Source organism: Lysinibacillus sp. ZYM-1 (assembly GCF_001308875.1).
In the GTDB taxonomy this organism is placed as follows: Bacteria; Bacillota; Bacilli; order Bacillales_A; family Planococcaceae; genus Lysinibacillus.
In genome coordinates, this window is the sequence record NZ_KQ465119.1 from 67,796 (window position 1) to 92,781 (window position 24,986).

The window sequence follows — 24,986 nt, forward strand, 5'->3', positions numbered from 1 at the left end:
TGATGAGAAAAATCAAGGCAGTCACTACTTATTATATTTTAATGCCCACCAGAATATATAAGGGAAATAGGCACTCCTTATATATCCCAATTAAATCTAGTTAAAAAACATCATCCAGCCACCTAGCTTCGCAATACCATCAGCGCGCTAGGTGGCTGGTTTTATAAAAAAGATTGTAATAATAGTTGAGTAATAAGATAATAAGTTTTAATATTCTGATTATAATCGTTTATTATTTACTCACTAAGGGGGATGTTGATGGTATTACAGATAGGCGAAAAAATAACATTTGAACGAACATTTACAAGAGAAGATGTTGATTTATTTACGAAGGTTTCCGAAGATGAAGGGGTTCATCATATCACACCTGACGAACAAGGTCGTTTTGTTGTTCAAGGTCTATTAACAGCCACACTCCCTACAAAAGTTGGGGGTGATTATAATGTATTAGCGCGTAAAATGAATTTTGAGTTTTTACGTCCAGTTTATAGTGAAGATTCCATACGTTGTGATGTTATAATCGAACAATTTGAACCAGATGAAAAAAATCGAACGGCGATTACAGCAACGTTTACATGCATAAACCAACTTAACAAAGAGGTATTAAAGGGGAGCTTTTCAGGTATTATTTTATAAAGCAAAGTGGGTGCACATATGAAAAATACTGAAATTCTGTTTTTCGAACGTCCATTTCCAAGTGCCAATAGTATTGTTATTCAAGATGATCAAATATTTTTAGTGGATACTGGATTTGGAAGCGATATTATACGAACTGAGCAACTTTTAACGACTGCTGGGATTTTACCAGCACAATTAAATGGCATTATTAATACTCATTATCATAGCGATCATGTTGGAGGAAATCATTATTTTCAACAGCAGTATAATATACCAGTTGCCGCACATCTTTGGGAAGGTGAAATGGTAAATCAATGTGATGTAGAATCCTGTGGTGCCCATTTTTTAGATCAACCTGTGGAACAATATGTCGTACAACAGTTATTAGTAGATGAGCAGCATATAATGACTGGGCATAGTGCTTTCCAAGTTTTACATACACCCGGACATACATTAGGGCATATAGCTTTATATGAGCCAAAACAGGAGCTATTGATTTGTGGAGATTTATTTCATTACAATGATGTGGGATGGCTGAATATGTTTAGAGAAGGGACAAACAGTTTAAGGCGATCATTTGAAAGTTTAGATCGACTCGCTACACTTTCCATAAAAAAGGCGTATCCTGGTCACGGGCGGGCTATCGAAGAGCCATTAATAATGATTGACAAAGCAAGAGAACGACTAGAAAAGTGGATGGAGTCTCCCGAAAAAATGGCTTGGCATGCCTGCAAGCGAATTTTTTCTTTTACATTGATGATAAAAAATGGTTTAAATAGCAGGGAAATCACCCCTTATCTACTAAGCTGCAATTGGTTTTACGATTACGCTGTTCACTCTTTCCGCTCAAAGCCCGAGGAATTTGTACAACCATTCCTAGATGAAATGATTCGATCTAAAGCCGCAAAGTGGCACCAAGACAAATTAATAGCGACAGCAGCATATGAAGCGCCCAATCCAAAATGGATAGAAGAGGATTGGAAACCAGGTAATTGGACAAAGTAAATGTGCAATTTTGTACTATAATGATTTTAATAATAGGTGTAATAATTCAAAGAGATAAACTTGAAAGGAAGTTTGCTTCGTGAATATTACATCTTTTTTAATGTACTGCTTTATTATTACGGCTACACCAGGGCCGACCAATGTAGTCATTTTATCAACGACACAGAATTACGGTATCAAAAAAGGTTTACATTTTTCTTATGGTTCTACAATTGCATTTTTTATTTTACTAGTATTATCAGTTTTTCTAAATACACTGTTTTCAACATGGGTGCCAAAAGTTTTGCTAATCATGCAAATAATTGGGACGTCTTATATGCTTTATCTTGCTTACCAAATATATAAAATGGATATTTCGAGTGATGATGATAGCAAATCAGGAAACTTCAAATCAGGGTTTTTGATGCAGTTTTTAAACCCTAAAGTAGTATTATTTACGATGACCGTTTTTCCAAGCTTTGTGTTACCATACTATGAATCATTTTTCGCCTTATTATTAAGTGTATTAGCGATTACTATCATTGGTTTTATAGCTTTCTTATTATGGGTATTGTTTGGCGCAATCTTTAAACAATTCTTACAAAACCATAAAAAAGTCGTCAATGTTTTTATGGCATTTTGTTTAATATACGCAGCAATAATGATTTGGATTTAATAGAGGTGAAAAAATGCAGCATTTTACGTATAAAAAAATGGATGGAATTACAGCTTTAAAGGCCAGCTTTACAGATTTTAAATATAAAAAACACGCTCATCAAGAATATGCATTTGGTGTCACGTTAAAAGGTATTCAGCATTACCACCTAGATGGAAATTTGCAGCTTTCACATCAAAATGGCATTATGTTTTTTAATCCTGAACAAGTACATGACGGCATGGCTTATAATCGCGAAGGACTTGAATATGTAATGCTTTACGTAGACCCACCATTATTATTAGAGGCTATTCAAAAAAGAGAAATGATCAGTTTTGAGAAACCAATTCTCTATAACAATAGTCTAAAGCACCATATATTAAATCTGTCACATGCTATTTTAACTGAAGAAAATTCTGCATTATGTAATGAGTTGTTTTTACATTTAACGGACTGCTTAGTGGCGCAAGATTTTAATTCGTCAATGAAAATGGATAGTTTTATTATTAAAAAAGCTAAAGAGATCATACATTCACATGTTGAAGATGTACTAAAAATAGAAGATATTTGTCAGGAGCTACAATTGACGACATTCCAACTCATTCGTCTTTTTAAAAAGCACACTGGGATTACTCCTTATCAATACTTCTTAAATTGCAAGGTTGGACGGGCTAAATCCATTATCGAGCAAACAGGTGATATTTATGCTGGAGTTGCACAATGTGGATTTGTTGATTTACCTCATTTAAACAAGCATTTTAAAAGTATTTTTGGTATAACAGCATTTGAATATGTATCTATTATTAAAAATAGTGGATAAAGTGAAAGGCGGTAATAAAATTGACAATAAATAGAATTTAATGTTAAAGTATAGATACTTAATTTGATCGGAGGGTGAAAATATGAGCCATTGTTTATTTATTCGAAAACTTAATTTCAACTTAAATAAACAAGAAGCTATTATTCACCTATCATATTTAGAATTTACCACTCTATGACTGTTTATGTTGATTCAGAAAATGTTTTGTACCGAAAGCTAGACGACGAGTTTTCGAACGTCTGCTGAATCAAATAAAATCTCAAACGGTTGTCACAGATTGAAAAATCTGGACGCCATTATGCCGACGGTACAATTGATACATAGGGAGAATATTTTAATTGAGCAAGATGCTTCTGTTTATAAACAGAGGCATCTTTTTTGTTTTTATCAAAGTTCGGGGTGATGCATATGAGCAACTAATAAACAATGATTACACAAGAAATAACGAAGGGAGCATTTACATGATCGAAATTCAAAACCTTACCATCAAAACGACGAAAGACAATCGTACATTAATAGATCAATTCCAGCTTAGCATTCAAAAAGGCGACAAAATTGTCATTATTGGAGAAGAAGGCAATGGGAAAAGCACATTATTAAAATGTATCTACAACGAACAATTGTTGACTGATTATTGTACCTATGAAGGGAAAATTCATAAGGACGGCTATTTGCTAGGATATCTTTCACAGGAACTATCAGTACAGGAAAAAATGTTAACCATCACAGAATTATTTATTGAAAATAGTTGGAATAAAGAATTGTTAATAGCAATGGATGATTTTAGAATTGAATCCTTAGTTTCAAATCAAACAATCAGTGATTTTTCAGGAGGGGAGCGATTTAAATATCGGTTCCTAAAATTACTCTCTATGAATCCTGATGTTCTGTTACTGGATGAACCGACAAACGATCTAGATATAGGCACAATAGACTGGCTGGAAACATTCATGCAACAAACTACCATACCCATCTTATTTGTTTCTCATGATGAAACATTTATTAAAAATACAGCGAATGCTATTATTCATATTGAGCTTACTAATCGCAAGCAAACACCCAAATACACATTTTCAAGAGAGCCCTATGAAACATACCTTGCCCATCGAGAAAACGATTTACTAAAACAAGAGCAGGTAGCGAGAAAGCAAGCAGCCGATTATAAAAAACAGATGGAAAAGCGGCATGATGTTTGGAATAAGGCAGAGCATCAGCATCAACATGTAGCTCGCTCGGACCCAAGATTACAAAAAAAAAGTAAAATCATTAAAAAATCAAAAGAAGCGTATGGACAGAGCTACAGATAATTTTATCGAGATTCCAAGTGTAGAAGAGGCAAGCGAATTTTATTTTGATTCCTCCATACATGTACATCGCCACAAAAAAATTCTAGATCTATCATTAGAAACACTTGAAATAGCAAACAAACAATTATCCAAAAATATAAAATTATCCATCATAGGACCCGAGAAGGTGGCGATTATTGGTGAAAATGGTGTAGGAAAATCAACCTTGTTAAAAAGGATAATAGACACGTTAAAGGATCATTCTTCTTTTAAAATAGGATACATGCCACAAAATTATGAGGAGCTTTTGGACCCAAATCAAACACCTATTAGTTTTCTAGAAAGAACAGGTGATAAGGAAGCCATGACAAAAGCTTTTACACATATGGGTAGCGTGAAATTTACTAGCGATGAAATGCAGCAGAAGATCGGACAGTTAAGTGGTGGTCAGAAAGCAAAGCTACTTTTGTTAAAAATGATCATGGATGGTTGCGAAATATTGATTTTGGATGAACCGACGAGAAATTTTAGTCCTTTGACAACGCCTGTCCTGTGTCATGCGTTAGCGCAATATAGTGGGGCCATCATTAGTGTTTCGCATGATCGCCGTTATTTAAAAGAAGTAGCAACAACCATTTACGAACTAACAAATGAAGGATTAATCAAGAAATAGGCAATACAAAAAGTCGATTTCCTGTAAAAAAGAAATCGACTTTTTGTAGAAAATTTATGTACAACACATTGAAAAAACCAATGTCTTATGGTAAATTTATAAAGATAGACGTTGTATAATTAGAATACCACGTACTTACCCTATTTTAATTATACAATATAATCTATTCTTTCGTCAACAGTTTTATTATTTCATTTTTTAAAGGAGTGGTTGCTATGAAAACAGCAGAGGCACTACAACAGATGGGAGGAAAAACTACTCAATTTATTGACGAAGAAGGTAAGATTTGAAAAGGCAATCGAAAATCTTCATTATGAAGAAAATGAAAAAGATAAAAGAAAGTAGGATTGATACTACATGTCGGAGAATACCATTTCTGTCCAGACAAAAGCGCCATACGGCATGATTGCCATTTTATTTATTGGGGCATTTGTTGCTATCTTGAATGAAACATTACTAAATATTGCACTCCCAGCCATTATGCAAGAATTTGAAGTGAAAGCTACCGCAGTACAGTGGCTTTCAACAGGCTATATGTTGATTAACGGGATATTAATACCAGCTAGTGCGTTCTTCATTCAACGTTTTACAGATAAAAAGTTATTTATTACCGCGATGGCCTTGTTTACTTTAGGTACATTCCTAGCTAGTATTGCACCTGCTTTTGGTGTTTTATTAGCGGCGCGAATGATACAAGCTGCAGGCTCTGCGATTATGATGCCTTTATTAATGAATGTCATGCTTACCGCATTTCCAGTTGAAAAACGAGGCGCAGCGATGGGGATGTTTGGTCTCGTAATGATCACTGCTCCAGCGATTGGTCCTACACTTTCTGGCTGGATCATCGAACATTATAGTTGGAGAATGTTATTTGACCTTGTTCTGCCAATTGCAATTTTAACTTTAATTTTTGCAGCCTTTAAATTAAAGGATGTGACACCACAACGTGCCATCAAGCTCGATGTCATGTCACTCATTCTTTCAAGTATTGGATTCGGCGGTTTGCTTTACGGCTTTAGTTCCGCAGGGGAAAAAGGATGGGACAATATACTTGTCTATGGAACAATAATTATTGGGACAGTCGCTATAATTACCTTTGTCCTTCGTCAACTACGAATGGATGAACCAATGCTTGAGTTTCGTATTTTCAAATATCCTATGTTCGCCTTATCATCGGCTATTTCCATCGTCATATCAGTGGCCATGTTCTCTGCTATGATCTTAATGCCTATTTACGTACAAACCATTCGGGGAATATCACCAATGGATTCGGGCCTTTTAATGCTACCAGGAGCTATTGCAATGGGGATTATGTCACCAATTACTGGGAAGCTCTTTGATAAGTATGGGGCAAGAAGTTTAGCCGTATTTGGTTTGATTATTACCATTGTCACATCATATTACTTTAGTAAAATAAGTATGGATACGGCTTATTCAACACTCGTTCTGTTGTATACATTACGTATGTTTGGGATGTCGATGGTTATGATGCCAGTAATGACAAATGGTTTGAATCAGCTACCGGCGCATAATAATCCACACGGCACTGCGATGAACAATACACTTCAGCAAGTTTCTGGTGCGATAGGTTCTGCAGTTTTGATTACGGTGATGAACAACAAAACAACGGCGAAAGCAGAGGAATTAGCTGCTAGCACCATGAACAATATGAGTGCCAATACACAGGCATCTACACAAGGTGCTGCTGAGCTAAAACAGCAAATCATGAATGAAGCCATGCTACATGGTATTAATTATACGTTCTTCATATCAACTTTGATTGCGGTGATCGCACTCATTCTTGCATTCTTCATTAAGAGGGTTAAACCTAATCATGATCATATGATGACTGGTGAGGTTGCTGAAAAACAGGTAGAAGAGTAATGAATAGAAAACGGGTGTTGCTAAAATTAAGCAGCATCCGTTTTTACATTAATGATTTATGAAACTATTAAGATATTTCTAAAAATTAAATTGACAATGGAAACAAATTACCATACAATTTGATTGATTAATCAATCAATTATTTGAAAGGAGCTTCTAAATGGAATCAAAACTTACTACAGATGAAAAAAAGAAAAGAAAAAGATCTATCATTCTAAACGCTGCAATCAAATTATACAGCGTGAATGGTTTTGCCGAGACGAAAATTGCCGAAATAGCAAAAGAAGCTGGTGTTAGCTTTGGAACTGTATTTACGTATTTTGATACGAAAGAATCACTTTATGAATCAGCAATTTTAGAGCCACTTGAGGAAATAAAAACATATTTTCTTGAAATTGAAAAACACTTTACAGGTGAACCACTTGAAATTGTAAAGGACATGATAGATTGCCATGTTCAAATCTTTTCAACGAGAAGTGAATACCTACGTCTAATACAACAAGTTCTAGCTAGTCCTGAACGGTTTCCAAAACTTTTTAATGAATTAAATGATTTCGTCAATGGGTTTATAGTTAGTATTCATCCAATTATCGAAGCAGGTCAAAAAAAAGGTTACTTTTATGAAGAAACAACATCATTAATCGCTGAATCATACTTATCTATCCTGAATGGTATGCGTTTAACGTTTATAGATGAATATACAAACTTATTGTGGAAGGATATAACAAGACAAGCATTGAGATTATTTGGTCCAATCACTAATAAGGGGGAATTGTAATGAAGATAGGAGATATTCATCCTAATGTCAAACTTCGACTAGCTATGCAATTTCTAGGAAGCCTTATATCAATGGCTGTTATACCTTTTCTTGCTATCTATTTTTCTCAAAAAATCGGAGCGACTAAAACAGGAATTATTCTTATCTGTATAGTGATCAGCGGGGTCATTGGTGGAGTTATTGGAGGCCATATCTCAGACAAAATAGGTCGAAAAAAAATTATGATCTATGCTGAAATAGGTATACTGCTATCGTATGTTGTGATTACTTTCTGTAATTCTCCATGGTTCGATTCACCATATTTTTCAGCTTTATTTTTTATTATTAATATGTTTTTCGCGGGAATGTTTCAGCCAGCTGCACAGGCTATGATTATAGATATTACTAATCCAGAATCGAGAAAGATTGTTTTTACCATAAGCTACTGGTTGGGGAATTTAGCAACTGCTATTGGTGGTATCATGGGAGCATTCTTTTTCAAAAATTACTTATTTGAATTATTTGTTGGCGTATCACTCATGTCTTTATTTTCTGTTTTAATCACCATATTTTTCATTTCAGAAACTTACATACCTAGAACTTCCTCTATGACTATAAATGATAAACAAAACTTCTCCTTAAAAGAGATGTTTACAAGCTATTCTAACGTTTTCAAAGACAAACTGTTTATGTTTTATATTGCAGGAGCGATTTTAGTATATTCTTTGGAACAGTCTTTAACAAACTATATAGGGATTCGCCTTGAAAAAGAAATGACCAGTCAATCAGCTTCACTTTTTGGAATAGATTTCTTGCTTGATGGTACAAAAATGTTAGGTTTCCTCCGTACAGAGAATACAATTCTTGTAGTCCTTCTATCAAGTGTCGTATTGTTGCTATTTAAAAAATGGAAAGATCAATGGACATTAGTTATTGGCATGGTGATTTTTTCTATTTGTTTTAGTATTTTTGCAATAACGAATAATGTATTGATCCTTTTTATCGTTATGTTTATTGGAACCATTGGGGAATTAATGTATGTTCCTATAAAACAGGCGATGCTAGGAGATATGGCACCGCCTAACGCTCGTAGCACCTATATGGCTTTTAATAGTATGACTATCTATGGCGCAATGGTTGTTTCATCATTGCTGATTATCGTAGGGGAGTGGATTCCACCTTTTTTTATGGGTGTTTTACTGCTTATACTAGGATTAATGGGGACATTTTTATATTATTTAATAACGAAAACGCTATACACCAAAATTAGTGAGGGGAATGAAGGGAAAGTACCTATCTCTCATTAAAAGAAAAGGAATAATACGTTCAGTCGATATTCTATCATTTCAGAATATCGACTAATTTTATAGCGTATTATCGATATAACGCAATCATTTGATTGGCAATATACTCCGAACTAAAATGAATCCCATCTTTGAGCCACCACATAATGATCCCCAGTATCGATGAGGCAAGAATATCCATCGATAACGTTATTTCCGTAGGATCCATACATTCCCTTTCGCGTTTGATGACAATCATGTCTTTTAACATCATATGAAATTTTCTTTTGAAGCCAGGGTGCTCAAATAGAACAGCTAATATTTTTCGATGCTTATAAAAATAATCTAAAAACGTCATTAATTTCTCTTGATTATTTAAGTTATCAATTTGTAAAGTCGGAGAGATTTTTAGCGACAGATCGTCGAAAATATCGTACACAACCTGCTTTAATAAATCATTTATATCGATAAAATGTAAATAAAAAGTTGCTCGATTTAGTTCAGCACGTTGGGCTATTTTTTGTACGGTTAATTTTGAAATATCCGGGTTTTCAATCAATATTTCTACGACTGCTTCTTTAAATACTCGTTTAGACCGAATAGCTCGCGGATCTTGCTTTTTATGGGACGTCAATTTCATTCTCCTTTATCTATTAAATTCTACTTCATTAATAGTTTTTATTAATCTGTTGTTTAATTAACACATCATGAAAAATTGTAAATAGGCATCAAAAAATAAAAATGATATTATCTATTTTATTGACATTGTGTTAATAAAACAAGTAGAAAGAGGAATTTTAGAATGTCGGAATTGATCAATAAAAAAGTACTTTTAACCGTCTTAATTTTAGGGTGTTTTTTATCGACACTCAATCAAACATTATTAAACGTTGCATTAAGTAATTTAATGGATGTATTTTCTGTTTCGGCTACAACTGTTCAGTGGTTATCTACTGGTTTTATGTTAGTAAACGGCGTATTAGTCCCTATTACGGCTTATTTAATGAAACGTTTTTCTACACGCCAATTATTTATTAGCTCGATGCTATTTTTATTAATAGGCTCTATTTTTTGTGCTGTAGCACCAAATTTCACCACTTTACTAATCGGTCGTATGATTCAAGCAATTGGAGCAGGAATCATTATGCCACTGCTTATGAGCATCGTCATGTTTATTTTTCCACCAGAAAAAAGAGGCAGTATGATGGGTTTAATAGGACTCGCGATGATTTTCGCTCCAGCAATTGCCCCTACATTAGCAGGTTTTATCATTGATTACTATTCATGGCGTTGGTTATTTATCGGTCTTGTTCCATTGGTGGTGATCATCATTTTGTTGGCCTTGAAATATTTGATTAATGTCTCAGAAACAGAAAAAGCGAAGCTAGACGTTGTAAGTGTTATTTTATCAACGATTGGTTTTGGTTTGATTTTATATGGGTTTAGTAATGCCGGGAGCCATGGTTGGGATGATAGAGTAGTCATAGTTTCGATCATTGTAGGCATTGTGACGATTGCGATATTTTGTCTACGACAAATTAAGTCCGATGATCCACTTCTAAACTTATCGGTTTTTCAAAATAAAGTATTCACGTTAACATCTATCATCAACATGATTGTCACAATGATGATGTATGCAGATATGATTTTATTACCAATCTACTTACAAAATGGTAGAGGTTTTACTGCATTAGACGCCGGCTTATTATTATTACCTGGGGCACTTGTTAATGCCTTTATGTCTCCCGTTACAGGGAAAATGTATGACCGATTCGGTGCTAAACCTTTATTTATAATCGGTTTGATTTTTATTATACCTTCTATGTGGATTGTCACAGATTTATCAGAAACGACATCCTTTAGCTTTTTAATGATCCGTACGATTTTCCTGCGCATCGGATTGAGTTTCATTACTATGCCATTAAACACAGCTGGTTTAAATGCATTACCTAAAACACTCGTAACACATGGTACCGCAGTAAATAATACTTTGCGTCAAATTTCAGGGGCGATAGGGGCTGCTGTTGTCATCACCATTTTTACAGCACAAACGACTAGTCATGCGAAAAGTTTGCTTGTGGAAACACCAAATGGTACAGGCGAAACGATTCGCTCACTTGCATCGATATTAGGTTCCAGTGATGCTTATTATTTCATGACAATTTTAGCGGTAATCGCATTTATTTTAACGCTATTTGTGCCCTCTAAAAAAATGATGCAACAACAAGGATAAAGGGGATTGAAAATTGTTCGAGAAGGGTAAAGGGGAGTAATAGTAGCTGGATGCACAAAAAAATGGCGTTTCTTATTAGTGTGAAACGCCATTTTCAAGTTATTGAGTTAATCGTTGGATAAATGCATCTAAATGTTCGATTGTGACGTTATCGTTAACGCCAAATAAATTGTCACCTTTACCTACAGTAATTTTATTGGAAGCAAGGATAGACACATAGCTGTTAGCCCAATGCGTATTCGGAACATCTACAAAATTTTCTGTAGTTCCTTGTTGTTTTAAATGGAATGCTTCCACTAACACTTTCGATAACTGACCGCGTGTAATAGGGGAACCTGGATTAAATTTTCCGTTATCGTCACCTGTAAATACACCAATTTTTTTAAGTGCTTCCGCAGCACCAGCATATTTAGAACCTGGCTTTATATCAGGAAAACTTGAATTTGTATTACTAGTATTTAAATGTAACTTATTTGCTAATTTTAGAGCTACTTCTCCACGTGATGAATAAATAGTAAAGTCTATTTCAGCATCTTTTACCTCTCCATAGTCAGAGAAGTTGGTAATGCGTTTTGCACCCACATATCGAGATCCCCAATAATAGGGGTCGTTTATTTTATCAATTTTTACCCCTGAACTTGTAGTAGCCGAAATAAAGTTGCTGTCACCTATGTATATTCCAACGTGTGAAACACCGCTCCCTGAAGTATTAAAAAATACTAGATCGCCAGTCTTTAAATTGTCTTTAGCGATAGAAGTACCTTGTTGATACTGAGCTGTTGACGTACGTTCTAATGAAATTCCTAACTTAGAAAAAACCAATTGTGTATATGCTGAACAATCAACACCTGTATTGATATCAGTACCGCCGTATTTATAAGGAGCACCAATGTATGCTTTTGCTGTATTTGTTAAATCTGTATATGTAGCTGCTTTTGCGTCATGAATACCAATTCCTGTAAAGAACATAAAAGATGCAAAAATTGGTAGTAGTATTTTTTTCTTCAATTAAATCTTACCCCTTTCAAAAATGCTTTCGCCTTTGAACTAAAGTAAGAATATCATGAAATAGATTAGAGTTATTTTTCAATAATATTACTGATTATCACTTTCCTATGATTCTGAAATGTTATTTTTAATTGTGTAATGTATCTGCAATAATCATGGGCAATTTTGTTAAAAATATATGAAGTTAATGGATAGAAAGGGATATAAGTGTTATTTTTTGCATTTATGCTAAATTTGGACCTCGCATTTTATTCATTGGAAAAGAAACATTTTCATATAGCACCAAAGTTATTAAAAAAAGATGTTGCGACAATGGAGTCTTAAGTAGCGGTTTTAATGAGTCCTCCTTATAAAAATATGAAAACATAGAATTATGGCACACAATTTGGCAAGCTATAGAGGAATTAGTTGATAATCAAGACATCGAAGAAATGACCCAACGAGAGTATAATCGTTGGATTTATTTGTGAAAAACTCAACCTAGCTGATCAAAAATGTTTAAGTAATAATGCTTATACATTAAATAGTAATAAGAGATCTAAAAAACATAGTAAGTAGATAAATTTTACGTAAAAATAATTTCTACTATTCTGAAATATGTGTTATAGTATGTCCATAATTGAATATTGTGTAAGAGTTGGTGCCAAATGAAAGTTTGGCTTAAAAGGGAAGTCGGTGTAAACCCGACGCTGTCCCGCAACTGTAATTCGGAGCAAATCACAAATGCCACTGGGGAACTGGGAAGGCTGTGAGGCGTGTTGATGAGAAGCCAGGAGACCTGCCAATTTCTAGTACACACCAAATACCTACGTGGAAATAGGTGGTGAATTGTGACCAAATAGGCACTGTGCGATAATAAATGATTTAAGCGAAAGAATACACTTTTTCGTATTGTTTTTGTATTAATAATTCTACCATGCAGCCATTTTCCTTCGCGGAAAATGGCTTTTTATCTTGATTCAGAAAAGGAATTTATACACAAAACGAAGCGTCAGTTCAGTAGATTTTCAAGCATCCTCTGAATCAAAGAAGATGTCGTAGATCTGGAAAAAGAAAGGGAGATTAAATATGACTTATACAAGCACACTCATTGGCTACCCATATATCGGGGATGATCGGGAATGGAAGAAAGCATTAGAGGCATTTTGGCGTCATGAGCTAATAGAAGAAGATTTTCAGGCAAAACTGAAAAGTATTCGTTTATCAAGGATTGAAAAGCAGCTACAGCTAGGCGTAGATGTAGTAACAGTCGGAGATTTCACTTTTTACGATAGAATGTTAGATACTGCTTTAATGTTTGGCTTAGTACCTAAACGCTTTAATTGGCAAGGAGGAAAGGTAGATTTACATACCTACTATAGTGTTGCAAGAGGTAACAAGTCAGCAGTAGCCAGTGAAATGACAAAATGGTTTAATACAAATTATCACTATATTGTTCCTGAGTATGAAGGACAAACTTTGCAAATAACAGAAAATAAGGTGTTAGCTGACTTTTTAGAGGCGAAGGCAGCGTACGATATTATTGCAAAGCCAACACTTATCGGTCCCTACACATTCTTCAAGCTTACAAAGGGCTACAGCAAGTTGACTCAGGTTGAATATTTATTAGCCTTATTACCCCTCTATGCACAGGTCATACAAGAATTAGTGGATGCGGGTGCACATTGGATTCAATTAGAGGAACCATCCTTAGTGACAACGCTCGATCCGGAAGACCTAAAACTGGTGCAGGAGATATACTCCCAGTTGGCTACTACAGTTCCAGCAGCTAAACTTATGCTACAAACTTATTTTGAAGCCTTATGTTCCTATGAAACATTAATCACTTTGCCTGTGCAAGGATTTGGTTTAGACTTCGTGCATGGCTATAAAGGAAATATAGAATCGCTCAGAAAATTTGGTTTCCCTAACGATAAAGTTTTAGCCGTCGGTGTTGTCAATGGCCGTGATATTTGGCGTTCAAACCTAGCGGAAGTTAACGCCACGATCCAAGCCATCGAAAAACTCGGTGATGCGAAAGAGTTGTGGATTCAACCTTCAAGTAACCTACAACATGTACCAATATCCACTTCTCTTGAAGTTAAGATGGACCCAGTTCTAAAGCAAGCACTGGCGTTCGCAGATGAAAAAATAGTAGAGATTATTCAGATAACTAAATTTAGAAATAATCAAGATGGGATCCACCATCACAATTTTTCAGAAAGTATGAAGACCATTGAAGCCCTAAAAAATCATCCAATCCGTCAAAACAAAATCATCCAGCAGGCTGTTCAAACCGTATCAATGCAAGATTTTGCACGACATAGTGATTTTACTCAGCGTCAAAAGTTGCAACAACAAGCGTTAGCGTTACCGTTATTCCCAACGACAACAATCGGCAGTTTCCCTCAGTCGGATGAGGTGAAAAGAAATCGCAATGCATGGCGGAAGAAACAATTGTCAAATGAAGACTATGAAACATTTATTGAACAGGAAACAAAACGTTGGATTAACTTACAAGAGGATCTAGATATCGACGTACTGGTACATGGAGAATTTGAACGGACAGACATGGTTGAATATTTCGGTGAAAAGCTGACTGGCTTTGCCTTTACAGAAAAAGCATGGGTTGTTTCGTACGGATCTCGCTGTGTGAAACCTCCAATTATTTATGGAGATGTTGCTTGGGCTTCTTCCATCACTGTGAAAGAGTCAGCGTATGCACAAAGCTTAACGAAACGTTTTGTTAAAGGGATGCTTACGGGGCCTGTAACCATTTTAAATTGGTCCTTTGTGCGCGATGATATTTCTCGAAAAGATGTGGCCTATCAAATCGCATTAGCACTTAGAAGGGAGGTTGAAGCACTAGAGACTGCCGGTATTTCAATCATTCAAGTAGATGAACCAGCACTCCGAGAGGGTTTACCTCTACGCAAAGAAGAATGGGGGGATTACTTAGATTGGGCGGTCAATTCCTTCAAACTCGCGACATCCAGTGTCAAGGATGAAACACAAATTCACACACATATGTGTTACTGCGAATTTAACGATTTCATTGAACCTATTAGCGAGCTAGATGCAGATGTTATTTCGATTGAAACATCGCGGAGCCATGGGGAGCTTATCTCTTCACTTCAAGTAAATCCTTATACAAAAGGGATAGGTTTAGGTGTATATGATATTCATAGTCCACGTGTACCAAGCGAGGAAGAAATGCTTGCTATTATGAGAGATAGTTTACAAGTTCTAGACAGACATCAGTTTTGGGTCAATCCTGATTGTGGCTTGAAAACAAGGAAAGAGCCAGAAACCTTAGCGGCTTTAGCAAATATGGTAGTAGCCACTAAAAAATTGCGTCAGGAAGTAAAAGAATCTATATCAAGATAATGAAAGATATAATTTCAAATCTACTACATTTACTCTCCGTATTAAAAAGGGAGTTATACAAAGGCCAGGGTGAATCTACCTGGTCTTTATTGTCGAGGTTTTTATTATATTCAGAAAATAAAATTGACGTGAACATTTGAGCGTGTTATGTTTATTACTAATTTCATATGTTGCATTACAAGTTTGAGTGAAAATTTTTCATTCAATTAAAAGGAAAATGGGTGTAAATCCCATGCTGTCCCGCAGCTGTAAATGAGGAGTTTTGTTTTGATTACCACGTTTGGTAAACGGAACGAAATGATGATTCATAAGCCAGAATGCCTGCTTGTAAGAAGATTCATTGATGATCTACGAAAGATAGGGAGATGGGTGGAGGCTTACTTATCGTAAGTTTATCTGTCCTTATTCTAAAAGAATAAGGTTTTTTTATGCCTTCTTTCCATCTATTTGTAGGTTTTCTTTTTGAATCAAGAAGAGAGATAGGAGACAGAAAATGAGATTGACAAAGTATTTACTACCGTTCCTACTTGTTTTGACGTTTAGTATACTTGCTGGTTGTACAAGCTCGGAACAAGAAAAAGGGAAAATAGCTTCAAAAGCAAAGACTGAAGAAAAAATGATCACAGTTGGATGGCCATTAGATGTGGGTCCATTAAATCCCCATACATATTTACCAAATCAGATGACTGCGCAGGCAATGGTTTACGAATCGTTAGTTGAGTATAACGATGATGGAACAATTACGCCAAAACTAGCAGAAAGTTGGGATATCTCAGAGGATAAAACAGCTTATACTTTCCATTTAAGAACAGATGTCAAGTATTCAGATGGAACTGCCTTTAATGCCGATAATGTTATTCGTAACTTTGACGCGGTATTAGCAAATCGTGACATGCATTCTTGGATGGGCATGGTCAACCATATTGTAGAGGTCGTTAAAGTGGACGATTCCACAATAAGGTTGCAATTAGATGAACCCTATTACCCTGTCTTAAACGAATTAGCCTTTGTTAGACCATTCCGTTTTTTAGGGAATAATGGTTTCCCAGAGGGAGATTTAACGCAGGATTCCATCAAAGCAGCAATTGGAACAGGACCATGGGTTTTAACGGACTACAAAAAAGATGAATATGCTTTATTTAGCCGTAACGAAAACTACTGGGGGGAAAAACCACTCGTAGATAAAATAAAAGTTAAGATAATCCCTGATTCTGATTCAATTTCATTGGCATTTGAAAATGAAGAATTAGATTTAATTTATGGTCGTGGCATTATTAGTTTAGATAACTATACGTATTTAAAAGATAGTGGCAAATATCAAACGGCTACTTCTGAGCCTTTGTCTACGAAAGCACTACTTTTCAATACACGGTCTGGACCGTTAGCCGAATTAAACGTTCGCCAGGCAATTCAATATGCTATTAATAAGGAACAAATGGTAGACAGCATTACCCATGGCACGGAAAAAGTGGCAAATACATTATTCTGGGATGCGATTCCTTATACCAATATTGATTTAGCTCCAATCTTATATAATCCTGAAAAAGCGCAAAAATTGTTAGACGAAGCTGGGTGGACGCTGCAGAAGGGTGAAAAAATTCGTTCAAAAAATGGCCAAACACTTACATTAGATTTAATCTATATTGCGACTGATGCGATTCAAAAGCCAATGGCGGAATTAATGCAGGGGGAACTAGCGAAAATAGGGGTACAGTTAAATATAGAAGGCGCGGATGTAATGGTGGGTCTTCAAAAATTAATGGATGACCAGGTTGATATAAATTTCTGGCGTACAAATGGACCACCAACCGATCCACATAGCTTTGCAAATGAATCAGCTACACCAAATGCTAGTGGCGTTTATGAGGCGAAATTAGGCTTACCAAATGCTAAAGAAATCGATACCAAAATTCATCAATTATTAGTGGGTACAGATGAAGAAGAACGCGTGCAGCTATACACCGATATTTTATCCATGTTCCACGATCAAGCATTATTCTATCCAATATCTTATGAAACAAATAATGTAATTTACCAACCATATATGAAAGATTTTGCGCCACGTGCATCTGAATATGACATTCCATATGCGCAAATGAATAAAGAGAACTAAGTATGAAAGAGAGAGTGTGTCGATCAAAGACATCTCTCTTTTTATCATAGGATGGAATAGGAAGTGAAAGCATGTACGAATCGACCTGGATATTTTGTTTAAAAAGAATTTTCACGCTACCGTTTGTATTATTAGGCGTATCTATTCTGACCTTTGTATTTATCCGCTTCGTACCTGTAGAGCCCGCAGAAGTCATTCTTCGGTTGGCAAGAGTGGCACCAACAACAGAAGCTATTGAGGCATTACGTGAAGAACTAGGAACAGACAAACCTTTTATTTTGCAATATCTGCTATGGGTAAAGGGCGTAGTAAAGCTAGATTTCGGGACATCTTTTGTTAGTAAGCTACCCGTGGCTCAAGAGCTATTGGCTAAATTACCCGCTACCATCGAATTAGCTATTACAGCATTCGTGCTCATTTTAGCACTAAGCATACCGTTAGGGATTATAAGTGCATTGTATAAGCATTCCATCATCGATAAAATCATTCGATTCTTTACAGTCATGAGTGTGTCACTTCCAACATTTTGGCTAGGCTTTATACTACTCTATTTATTTAGCTTAAAATTCGGGATTTTCCCAACGAATGGAAAAGGGACGCTAGCACATTTGGTTTTACCAGCCTTCACATTGGCTTTACCAACCATTGGGCTGTTCGTGCAATTTATTCGCTCAGCCATTATTGAAGAATTACAGCAACCATATGTGAAATATGCACAGCTAAGAGGATTAAAAAACTCGGATATCCTAATACGACATGTTTGGAGAAATGCTGCGATACCACTAACGACTTTATTAGGGATGACACTCGGTAATTTGCTTGGTGGTGCAGTCATTGTGGAGCAAGTGTTTAGTTGGCCAGGGCTCGGTAGATATTTAATAGAATCCATTATCAATCGAGATTACCCCGTTGTCCAATGCTATGTGTTGATGATTGCTTGCATCTATGTGCTTGCCAATTTAGGCACAGATGTATTGCATCGTCTATTGGATCCTCATCTGATGATGAAGGACAGGAGAGATTGAAATGAACTTAGGACGTAAAAATCATGTACATATTAGTAAATTTATTAGTCTAACCGTCCTTATCATCATAGGACTACTGGGGCTGTTTGCTCCCCTAATAATGCCTCATGACCCCTTAGCCGTCGATATTTCCAAGAGATTTTTAGCCCCGTCATGGGACTATCCTTTAGGGACAGACCATTTAGGAAGATGTGTTTTCTCACGCTTACTTTTGGGTATTCGTTATTCTTTAGGGTCAGTATTGATTATACAAATAGTAGCCACTCTATTAGCGATCTTAGTGGGTGCTTTTGTCAGCCTAAAAAGAGGTATAATAGATTTTCTTTTCATTCGGATATGTGATATTTTATTAGCTTTCCCAACACTTATCCTAGCATTTGGGCTTTTAGGTTTATTAGGCCCTAGCTTAAAAAATGTGATATTGGCTCTTATATTGACTCAACTTATTTATTATTCAAGGCTAATTAGAAGTTTATTTATTGGCATAAATGAAAAAGATTTTATTCAAGCTGCAAGAATCAGTGGCACTTCAGGAGTTAAATTAATTATTCGTCATTATCTCCCCAATGTATGGACTCCTATTGTAACGATTGTTGCATTAGATGTTGGGAAGGTCATTTTAGAAATTGCGGGTTTTTCTTTTATTGGACTTGGCGTACAGGCACCCCTCCCTGAATGGGGAATGATGGTGAATGAAGGGAAACAATACATCCGACAACATCCTGAATTAATGCTTTATCCTGGACTTGCTATCGTTCTTGTTGTACTAATATTTAATCATTTGGCAAGTAGTCTGAAGAGGCTTGACCAGTAAAGGGGAAGTTATGAAGAAAGTCTTAGAAGTGAAAGATTTATCAGTCAAAATCGGTGAAGAAAAAATCTTAACCTCTATCAATCTGTCAGCTTATCAAGGGCGTGTTTTAGGGATTATAGGGGAAAGTGGTAGTGGCAAAACGATGCTTTGCCAAGCCATCATGCAATCATTACCGTCTATAGCACAAATTACACATGGTGAAATCTTCTACCAGCAACAAGATTTATTGAAACTATCCGCAGCTCAATTGAGGGCTTATCGAGGCCGTCATTTATCTATAATTATGCAAAATCCTTCCGCTGCCTTCGACCATATTCAAACGATTGAAAGGCATTTTCGCGAAACATTAAAAGCTCATTTTGTGATGACTAAAAACGAAATAAGACAATTAGCCATTGAGAGCATGTCAAAAGTGAATTTACCTAATCCCGAGCAGCTTTTGCATTATTATCCCTTCCAATTAAGTGGAGGAATGCTACAGCGAGTGATGATAGCATTATCATTGGCGATACAAGCTTCGATCTACATTGCTGATGAGCCCACGACAGCACTTGATACCGTCAATCAAAAGCAAGTATTAACACTATTTGATCGTATACGCTTAGAAACGGAGGCAGCCATACTTCTTGTGACACATGATTTAGGTGTTATTGCTGAACTAGCTGATGATGTAGCTGTGATGTATAAAGGCGAAATAATAGAACAAGCGAATGTCTATGATTTCTTTGATGCGCCTCAGCATGCCTATACAAAGAAACTCTTACAGTCTCGCATTACGTTTTAGAGGAGAAAAAAATGACGCTACTAAAAGTGAAAAATATTGAGAAACACTATGCACATAGACCGTTCATATTCAAGCGGAAATTGGCGGCACCTGCATTACAGAAAGTTACCTTTTCACTTCAGGAAGGGGAATGTTTAGGCATTGTTGGTCAAAGTGGCTCTGGAAAAAGCACACTAGGCCGCATAATTTTAGGTATTGAGCGACCAACAGATGGGGAAATCCTATTTCAAGGGGTCAATCTTTATGATACGACTAGCCAACAGAAAAAATTGATTCGGAGAGACCTGCAGGCAGTTTTTCAAAATAGCTATCATTCATTTAATCCAAAGCAGACCATTTTTCAGATTTTAGAAGAACCTTTGCTAAATTTCGAGCATTTTAGCAAAACAGAGAGACAACATAAGGTAAAGGAATTACTTAATTGTGTAGAGTTAGAAAGTAAGATTGCCGAAAAATATCCTTCCCAGATTAGCGGGGGGCAACAGCAGCGTGTCAATATTGCTAGAGCACTTGCCTTACATCCAAAATTGATAATATTAGATGAAGCCATTAGTAGTTTAGATATGATTTTGCAGAAACATATCATCCAATTATTACAAACACTCCAAAAAGACCTCAAGCTTGCATATATTTTCATTTCTCATGATTTACAAGCAACGAGTTTTATATCTGACCGTATCCTTGTCATGCAAGATGGTCAGTTAGTGGAGGAGATTAAGAAAGATGAAGCATTTAAGCATCCCGCATCTCTTGAACTTTACAACGCTATATTGCCATGTCATCCTCGAGAAAGAACTAATAATAATACTAGTTATTAATATTTTTGGATAGAATGTCACACTAGTAAAATTATTCATTAGCCCCGTTACCTAATAAGAAACGGGGTTTTGTTGTTATGAATGGTTCATAAAAGAACTTTCTAACCCCCATATTTTTCCTTCTATGTTGTTTAACAGAGCTATTGTTCTCTTTTCCATATTATTTGGAAGCTCGTTTTTCCCGAAATAAGTAAGGCTTAAACTTTCGCCATCTTTCATTTCCAATGCACCACTTACATTTTTAGCTATGAAAAGATGAATGACCGTATAGATTTCGTCTCCGTTCGGATAACAATAATAATATTCTGGACCTGAAAAAACACCGATCAAATCAAACCCCTTGGCCACAAGTCCTGTTTCTTCATAGAGTTCGCGGGCAGCAACTTGTTCTACCGTTTCGTTTAATTCCATTGAGCCACCAGGTAGTCCCCAATCCAATGTATCCGAACGATGTTGAAAAAGTATTTTCTTGTCATCATTTACCACAAGAACTGTCGATCCAACGCTTATTATTGGTCTACTTCCGATATGTTTTCTTAATTCTGAAATATACCCCATCTTGTCACTCCTATTTATCGTTATGCAAAATTATTCGCCTTCTATATATAAGAAACCTTTTTTTCTAAGGAAGCTTTGAAAATAGCTTCATAGGGATTGATTAACAATCTTTTTTTGCACAAAATAATGCTCAATTATGCAGAATAGTTCATTAAAAATGAAAAATAGCTTTTTATAATCAGTCTTTTCTGAATTTTACCTATATTGATTGTTTAGAAAACTCTATGTTAAGGTAAAAAGACAAATTGAATATGCTAAATTTTGGTGGTTCAAATGAATCTAATTTCATTTGATTAAAAGGGAAGTTGGTGTGAGTCCAACGCTGTCCCGCAACTGTATTTAGGAGTTCCATAACAAGACCACTGTTTTGTTCATCAGAATGGGAAGGTGTTATAGGAATGTTGATCATAAGTCAGGAGACCTGCCACTAAATAAGCATCAATTGACCTACGAGGATAGGGAGGTGTTAGCTACTGTATGATTAAGGTGAATGCTTGTCAATTCACGGTTCTTTGTGTTGTCATACTTTTGTAGATTAACAACTTCTAAAGGGGTAGAAGTTGTTTTTTTGTTGTTCTTACGTGTTTGAATGGTAACGCTTACAAGAATGATTAAACAAAGGGGTTGTCATAAAATGGGGTTAAATTATTCACCAGGTCTTGATGGAGTCATTGCTACGGAAACAAAACTATCTTTCTTAGACACAGTGGGAAGTCAAATTGTTATACGGGGCTATGATTTGATTGAATTATCTCAGCGATATTCGTATCTAGATATTGTCTATTTATTATTGCATGGAGAAATAGCAACTGATGAGCAGCGTACTGACTTGCAAGACAAGTTGAAAGCAAATTATCAGGTTCCAAAAGAGATTTTTCAAATTTTTAAATTATTGCCGAATGGCACACATGCAATGGATGGACTTAGAACTGGAATCTCCGTGTTAGCAGGTTACGATCAGCACATAAATGATCGTTCAACTGGGATGAATGTAACACGAGCCTATCGACTTTTAGGTGGTATGCCCAATATCGTTGCGAATAGTTACCGTGTATTAAATGGTCAAGACGTAGTAGAGCCAGATAGCCAGCTTTCTTATAGCGCTAATTTTTATTACATGATTACTGGCAGAAAACCAACACAGTTTGAAGAAGAAATCTTTGACCAATCACTTGTTTTGTATAGTGAACATGAAATGCCAAATTCGACGTTTACGGCGCGTGTCATTGCCTCCACACAATCAGATCTGTATGGGGCTCTAACTGGTGCTGTCGCATCATTGAAAGGAAATTTACATGGTGGGGCGAATGAGGCAGTAATGTATATGCTTCTTGAAGCCAAGACAGTGGAAGGCTTTGAAGCAATACTAAAAAACAAACTAAAAAATAAAGAAAAAATTATGGGCTTCGGCCACCGTGTCTATATGAAAAAGATGGATCCAAGAGCGCAAATAATGAAAGAGTCCCTATATAGATTATGTTTGGAGCAAGGGGAAGACCGCTTATATCACATGTGTGAAGCTGGTGAGAAAGTGATGGTAGATGAAAAAGGTTTGTATCCAAACTTAGATTATTATGCTGCACCCGTGTACTACATGCTTGGTTTACCGATTGAACTATATACGCCAATTTTCTTTGGCTCTCGAACGATTGGTTTATGTGCACATGTAATCGAGCAGCATGATAATAATCGATTATTTAGACCGCGTGTCAATTATATTGGCGAGCGTCATACCCTTGAAGAATTGTCGGTATAATCAAGTTTTAACAACTCGCCATAAAATTGATGGGCATTCTGACCAATGCCCATCAGCATACTAATATATCAAATTTATGCCTTGAAAGGAAGATATAGATGATTAAAACAAATGAAATTGCGAAGACAGACCAACTACTTGTTGATATTGCAGATTACGTATTAAATACAGCAACTACTAGTGAAGAAGCATTTGAAACAGCTCGTTATGTTTTATTAGATACTTTAGGTTGCGGCATTTTAGCCTTACAGTATCCAGAATGTACGAAACTTTTGGGTCCAGTAGTACCAGGTACAGTCGTTCCAAATGGTACTCGTGTTCCAGGCACCTCTTATGTCCTCGATCCGGTAAAAGGTGCCTTTAATATTGGTTGTATGATTCGCTGGTTGGATTATAACGATACTTGGCTGGCGGCTGAATGGGGGCATCCTTCTGACAATTTAGGAGGTATTTTAGCAGTGGCTGATTATTTGAGTCGTGTGCGTGTTGCTGATGGCAAAGCGCCTCTTAACATGAAAGACGTTTTAGAAATGATGATCCAAGCTCATGAAATACAAGGCATACTTGCACTAGAAAATAGCTTAAATCGTGTTGGTTTAGATCATGTACTGTTTGTCAAAATTGCGACAACAGCTGTTGTGACAAAGGCATTAGGTGGAACTCATCAAGAAATTGTCAATGCATTATCGAATGCTTGGATTGATAATTCAAGTTTAAGAACCTATCGACATGCACCTAATACAGGATCTAGAAAATCGTGGGCTGCGGGAGATGCCACAAGTAGAGCTGTGCAACTAGCAATGATGGCTGTGAAGGGAGAAATGGGCTATGCAACTGCCCTATCTGCACCTGGCTGGGGGTTTCAAGATGTGCTCTTTAAAAAACAAGAATTAAAGCTTGCTAAACCTCTTGGTTCTTATGTTATGGAAAATGTCCTCTTCAAGGTTTCTTACCCTGCAGAGTTTCATGCGCAAACAGCTGCAGAATGTGCCGTTCATTTACACCCTGAAGTAATTAATCGCTTAGCTGATATTGACCGAATTGAAATCACAACGCATGAATCAGCCATACGCATAATCGATAAAGAAGGACAACTTAACAATCCGGCTGATCGTGATCACTGCCTTCAATATATTACAGCTATCGGGCTCATTTATGGTGACATTACAGCAGATCACTATGAAGATGATGTGGCCGCAGATCCACGCATTGATAACCTGCGAAATAAAATGGTGGTTGTAGAAAAAGCTCAATATACTATCGACTACTTAGACCCTGATAAACGGTCGATAGCCAATGCTATTCAAATTTATTACAAAGATGGTACATCATCTGAGCTAATTGAGTGTGAATATCCTTTAGGACATCGTTTCCGCCGTGAGGAAGCATTTCCTCAGATCATTGATAAATTCCAGCAAAATATAAGCACGCATTATTCTCAAAAACAATTAAGTAAAATTAATGAGATTTGTGCAAAGAAAGACCTGCTGGAACAAAGTCCTGTTCATGAATTTGTTAATTTATTTATTTAATTTTTTATAGAAGTTAAAT

21 protein-coding genes and 3 riboswitches are annotated in these 24,986 nt (G+C 36.1%); of the genes, 18 read left to right on the forward strand and 3 right to left on the reverse strand.

All coding sequences use genetic code 11. The features are described 5' to 3' along the window. Nucleotides 1-258 precede the first annotated feature (258 nt). From AO843_RS12650 to AO843_RS12685, 9 genes are all read left to right on the forward strand, one after another. The gene (locus tag AO843_RS12650; RefSeq protein ID WP_054611461.1) at nucleotides 259-636 is read left to right on the forward strand and encodes a hotdog family protein; all 378 of its coding nucleotides are present in this window, start codon (nucleotides 259-261) and stop codon (nucleotides 634-636) included. An 18-nt stretch (nucleotides 637-654) separates the two neighbouring features. Continuing rightward, nucleotides 655-1,623 (forward strand): MBL fold metallo-hydrolase, encoded by a 969-nt coding sequence (locus AO843_RS12655; protein ID WP_054611462.1) that lies wholly within the window; start codon nucleotides 655-657, stop codon nucleotides 1,621-1,623. A gap of 79 nt (nucleotides 1,624-1,702) precedes the next feature. Continuing rightward, nucleotides 1,703-2,278 (forward strand): LysE family translocator, encoded by a 576-nt coding sequence (locus AO843_RS12660; protein ID WP_054611463.1) that lies wholly within the window; start codon nucleotides 1,703-1,705, stop codon nucleotides 2,276-2,278. 13 nt (nucleotides 2,279-2,291) lie between these two features. Further along, entirely contained in the window at nucleotides 2,292-3,077 is a 786-nt protein-coding gene (locus AO843_RS12665) for an AraC family transcriptional regulator (RefSeq protein WP_054611464.1), read from the forward strand. A 461-nt stretch (nucleotides 3,078-3,538) separates the two neighbouring features. Continuing rightward, a complete protein-coding gene (locus AO843_RS25130; protein ID WP_231630137.1) occupies nucleotides 3,539-4,384 on the forward strand; it encodes an ATP-binding cassette domain-containing protein in 846 nt (281 codons plus the stop codon). Beyond that, nucleotides 4,365-5,036 (forward strand): ATP-binding cassette domain-containing protein, encoded by a 672-nt coding sequence (locus AO843_RS25135; protein WP_231630138.1) that lies wholly within the window; start codon nucleotides 4,365-4,367, stop codon nucleotides 5,034-5,036. Before AO843_RS25130 ends, AO843_RS25135 begins: the two co-directional genes overlap by 20 nt. Before the next feature lie 357 nt (nucleotides 5,037-5,393). Next, the gene (locus tag AO843_RS12675; RefSeq protein ID WP_054611465.1) at nucleotides 5,394-6,920 is read left to right on the forward strand and encodes a DHA2 family efflux MFS transporter permease subunit; all 1,527 of its coding nucleotides are present in this window, start codon (nucleotides 5,394-5,396) and stop codon (nucleotides 6,918-6,920) included. A gap of 160 nt (nucleotides 6,921-7,080) precedes the next feature. Next, nucleotides 7,081-7,698, forward strand: a complete 618-nt coding sequence (locus tag AO843_RS12680) for a TetR/AcrR family transcriptional regulator (RefSeq protein WP_054611466.1) — start codon at nucleotides 7,081-7,083, stop codon at nucleotides 7,696-7,698. Then, entirely contained in the window at nucleotides 7,698-8,984 is a 1,287-nt protein-coding gene (locus AO843_RS12685; RefSeq protein ID WP_054611467.1) for an MFS transporter, read from the forward strand. Before AO843_RS12680 ends, AO843_RS12685 begins: the two co-directional genes overlap by 1 nt. 67 nt (nucleotides 8,985-9,051) lie before the next feature. On the opposite strand, the gene AO843_RS12690 is transcribed toward AO843_RS12685, so the two are convergent. Then, nucleotides 9,052-9,600, reverse strand: a complete 549-nt coding sequence (locus tag AO843_RS12690; RefSeq protein ID WP_054611468.1) for a TetR/AcrR family transcriptional regulator — start codon at nucleotides 9,598-9,600, stop codon at nucleotides 9,052-9,054. Nucleotides 9,601-9,762: 162 nt separating this feature from the next. Between AO843_RS12690 and AO843_RS12695 the strand changes: the two genes are divergently transcribed. Then, complete coding sequence (locus tag AO843_RS12695; protein WP_054611469.1) at nucleotides 9,763-11,193, forward strand: DHA2 family efflux MFS transporter permease subunit; 1,431 nt, start codon at nucleotides 9,763-9,765, stop codon at nucleotides 11,191-11,193. 99 nt (nucleotides 11,194-11,292) lie between these two features. Here the strand turns inward: AO843_RS12695 and AO843_RS12700 are convergent, their stop codons facing one another. Further along, entirely contained in the window at nucleotides 11,293-12,201 is a 909-nt protein-coding gene (locus AO843_RS12700; RefSeq protein WP_054611470.1) for a C40 family peptidase, read from the reverse strand. A 621-nt stretch (nucleotides 12,202-12,822) separates the two neighbouring features. Beyond that, nucleotides 12,823-13,002: riboswitch (cobalamin riboswitch) on the forward strand. Between the two features lie 267 nt (nucleotides 13,003-13,269). Between AO843_RS12700 and metE the strand changes: the two genes are divergently transcribed. The 6 genes from metE (at nucleotide 13,270) to AO843_RS12730 (ending at nucleotide 21,121) form a co-directional block, all read left to right on the forward strand. Further along, entirely contained in the window at nucleotides 13,270-15,567 is a 2,298-nt protein-coding gene (metE, locus tag AO843_RS12705; protein ID WP_054611471.1) for a 5-methyltetrahydropteroyltriglutamate--homocysteine S-methyltransferase, read from the forward strand. 162 nt (nucleotides 15,568-15,729) lie between these two features. After that, a riboswitch (cobalamin riboswitch) is annotated at nucleotides 15,730-15,911 on the forward strand. Nucleotides 15,912-16,060: 149 nt separating this feature from the next. Continuing rightward, nucleotides 16,061-17,680, forward strand: a complete 1,620-nt coding sequence (gene nikA, locus AO843_RS12710) for a nickel ABC transporter substrate-binding protein (RefSeq protein WP_054611472.1) — start codon at nucleotides 16,061-16,063, stop codon at nucleotides 17,678-17,680. A 71-nt stretch (nucleotides 17,681-17,751) separates the two neighbouring features. After that, nucleotides 17,752-18,705 carry a nickel ABC transporter permease gene (gene nikB / locus AO843_RS12715; protein ID WP_082389462.1) on the forward strand — a complete coding sequence of 318 codons (954 nt, stop codon included), beginning with the start codon at nucleotides 17,752-17,754 and terminating at the stop codon, nucleotides 18,703-18,705. Nucleotide 18,706: 1 nt separating this feature from the next. Beyond that, nucleotides 18,707-19,519 (forward strand): ABC transporter permease subunit, encoded by an 813-nt coding sequence (locus AO843_RS12720; RefSeq protein WP_231630139.1) that lies wholly within the window; start codon nucleotides 18,707-18,709, stop codon nucleotides 19,517-19,519. 10 nt (nucleotides 19,520-19,529) lie between these two features. Then, a complete protein-coding gene (locus AO843_RS12725) occupies nucleotides 19,530-20,303 on the forward strand; it encodes an ABC transporter ATP-binding protein (protein WP_054611473.1) in 774 nt (257 codons plus the stop codon). An 11-nt stretch (nucleotides 20,304-20,314) separates the two neighbouring features. After that, complete coding sequence (locus AO843_RS12730) at nucleotides 20,315-21,121, forward strand: ABC transporter ATP-binding protein (protein ID WP_054611474.1); 807 nt, start codon at nucleotides 20,315-20,317, stop codon at nucleotides 21,119-21,121. A gap of 75 nt (nucleotides 21,122-21,196) precedes the next feature. On the opposite strand, the gene AO843_RS12735 is transcribed toward AO843_RS12730, so the two are convergent. Further along, entirely contained in the window at nucleotides 21,197-21,679 is a 483-nt protein-coding gene (locus AO843_RS12735) for an NUDIX hydrolase (RefSeq protein WP_054611475.1), read from the reverse strand. A gap of 248 nt (nucleotides 21,680-21,927) precedes the next feature. Then, nucleotides 21,928-22,123: riboswitch (cobalamin riboswitch) on the forward strand. Nucleotides 22,124-22,313: 190 nt separating this feature from the next. Between AO843_RS12735 and mmgD the strand changes: the two genes are divergently transcribed. Further along, a complete protein-coding gene (gene mmgD, locus AO843_RS12740; RefSeq protein ID WP_054611476.1) occupies nucleotides 22,314-23,435 on the forward strand; it encodes a citrate synthase in 1,122 nt (373 codons plus the stop codon). A 98-nt stretch (nucleotides 23,436-23,533) separates the two neighbouring features. After that, complete coding sequence (locus AO843_RS12745) at nucleotides 23,534-24,967, forward strand: bifunctional 2-methylcitrate dehydratase/aconitate hydratase (protein ID WP_054611477.1); 1,434 nt, start codon at nucleotides 23,534-23,536, stop codon at nucleotides 24,965-24,967. Nucleotides 24,968-24,986: the final 19 nt, after the last annotated feature.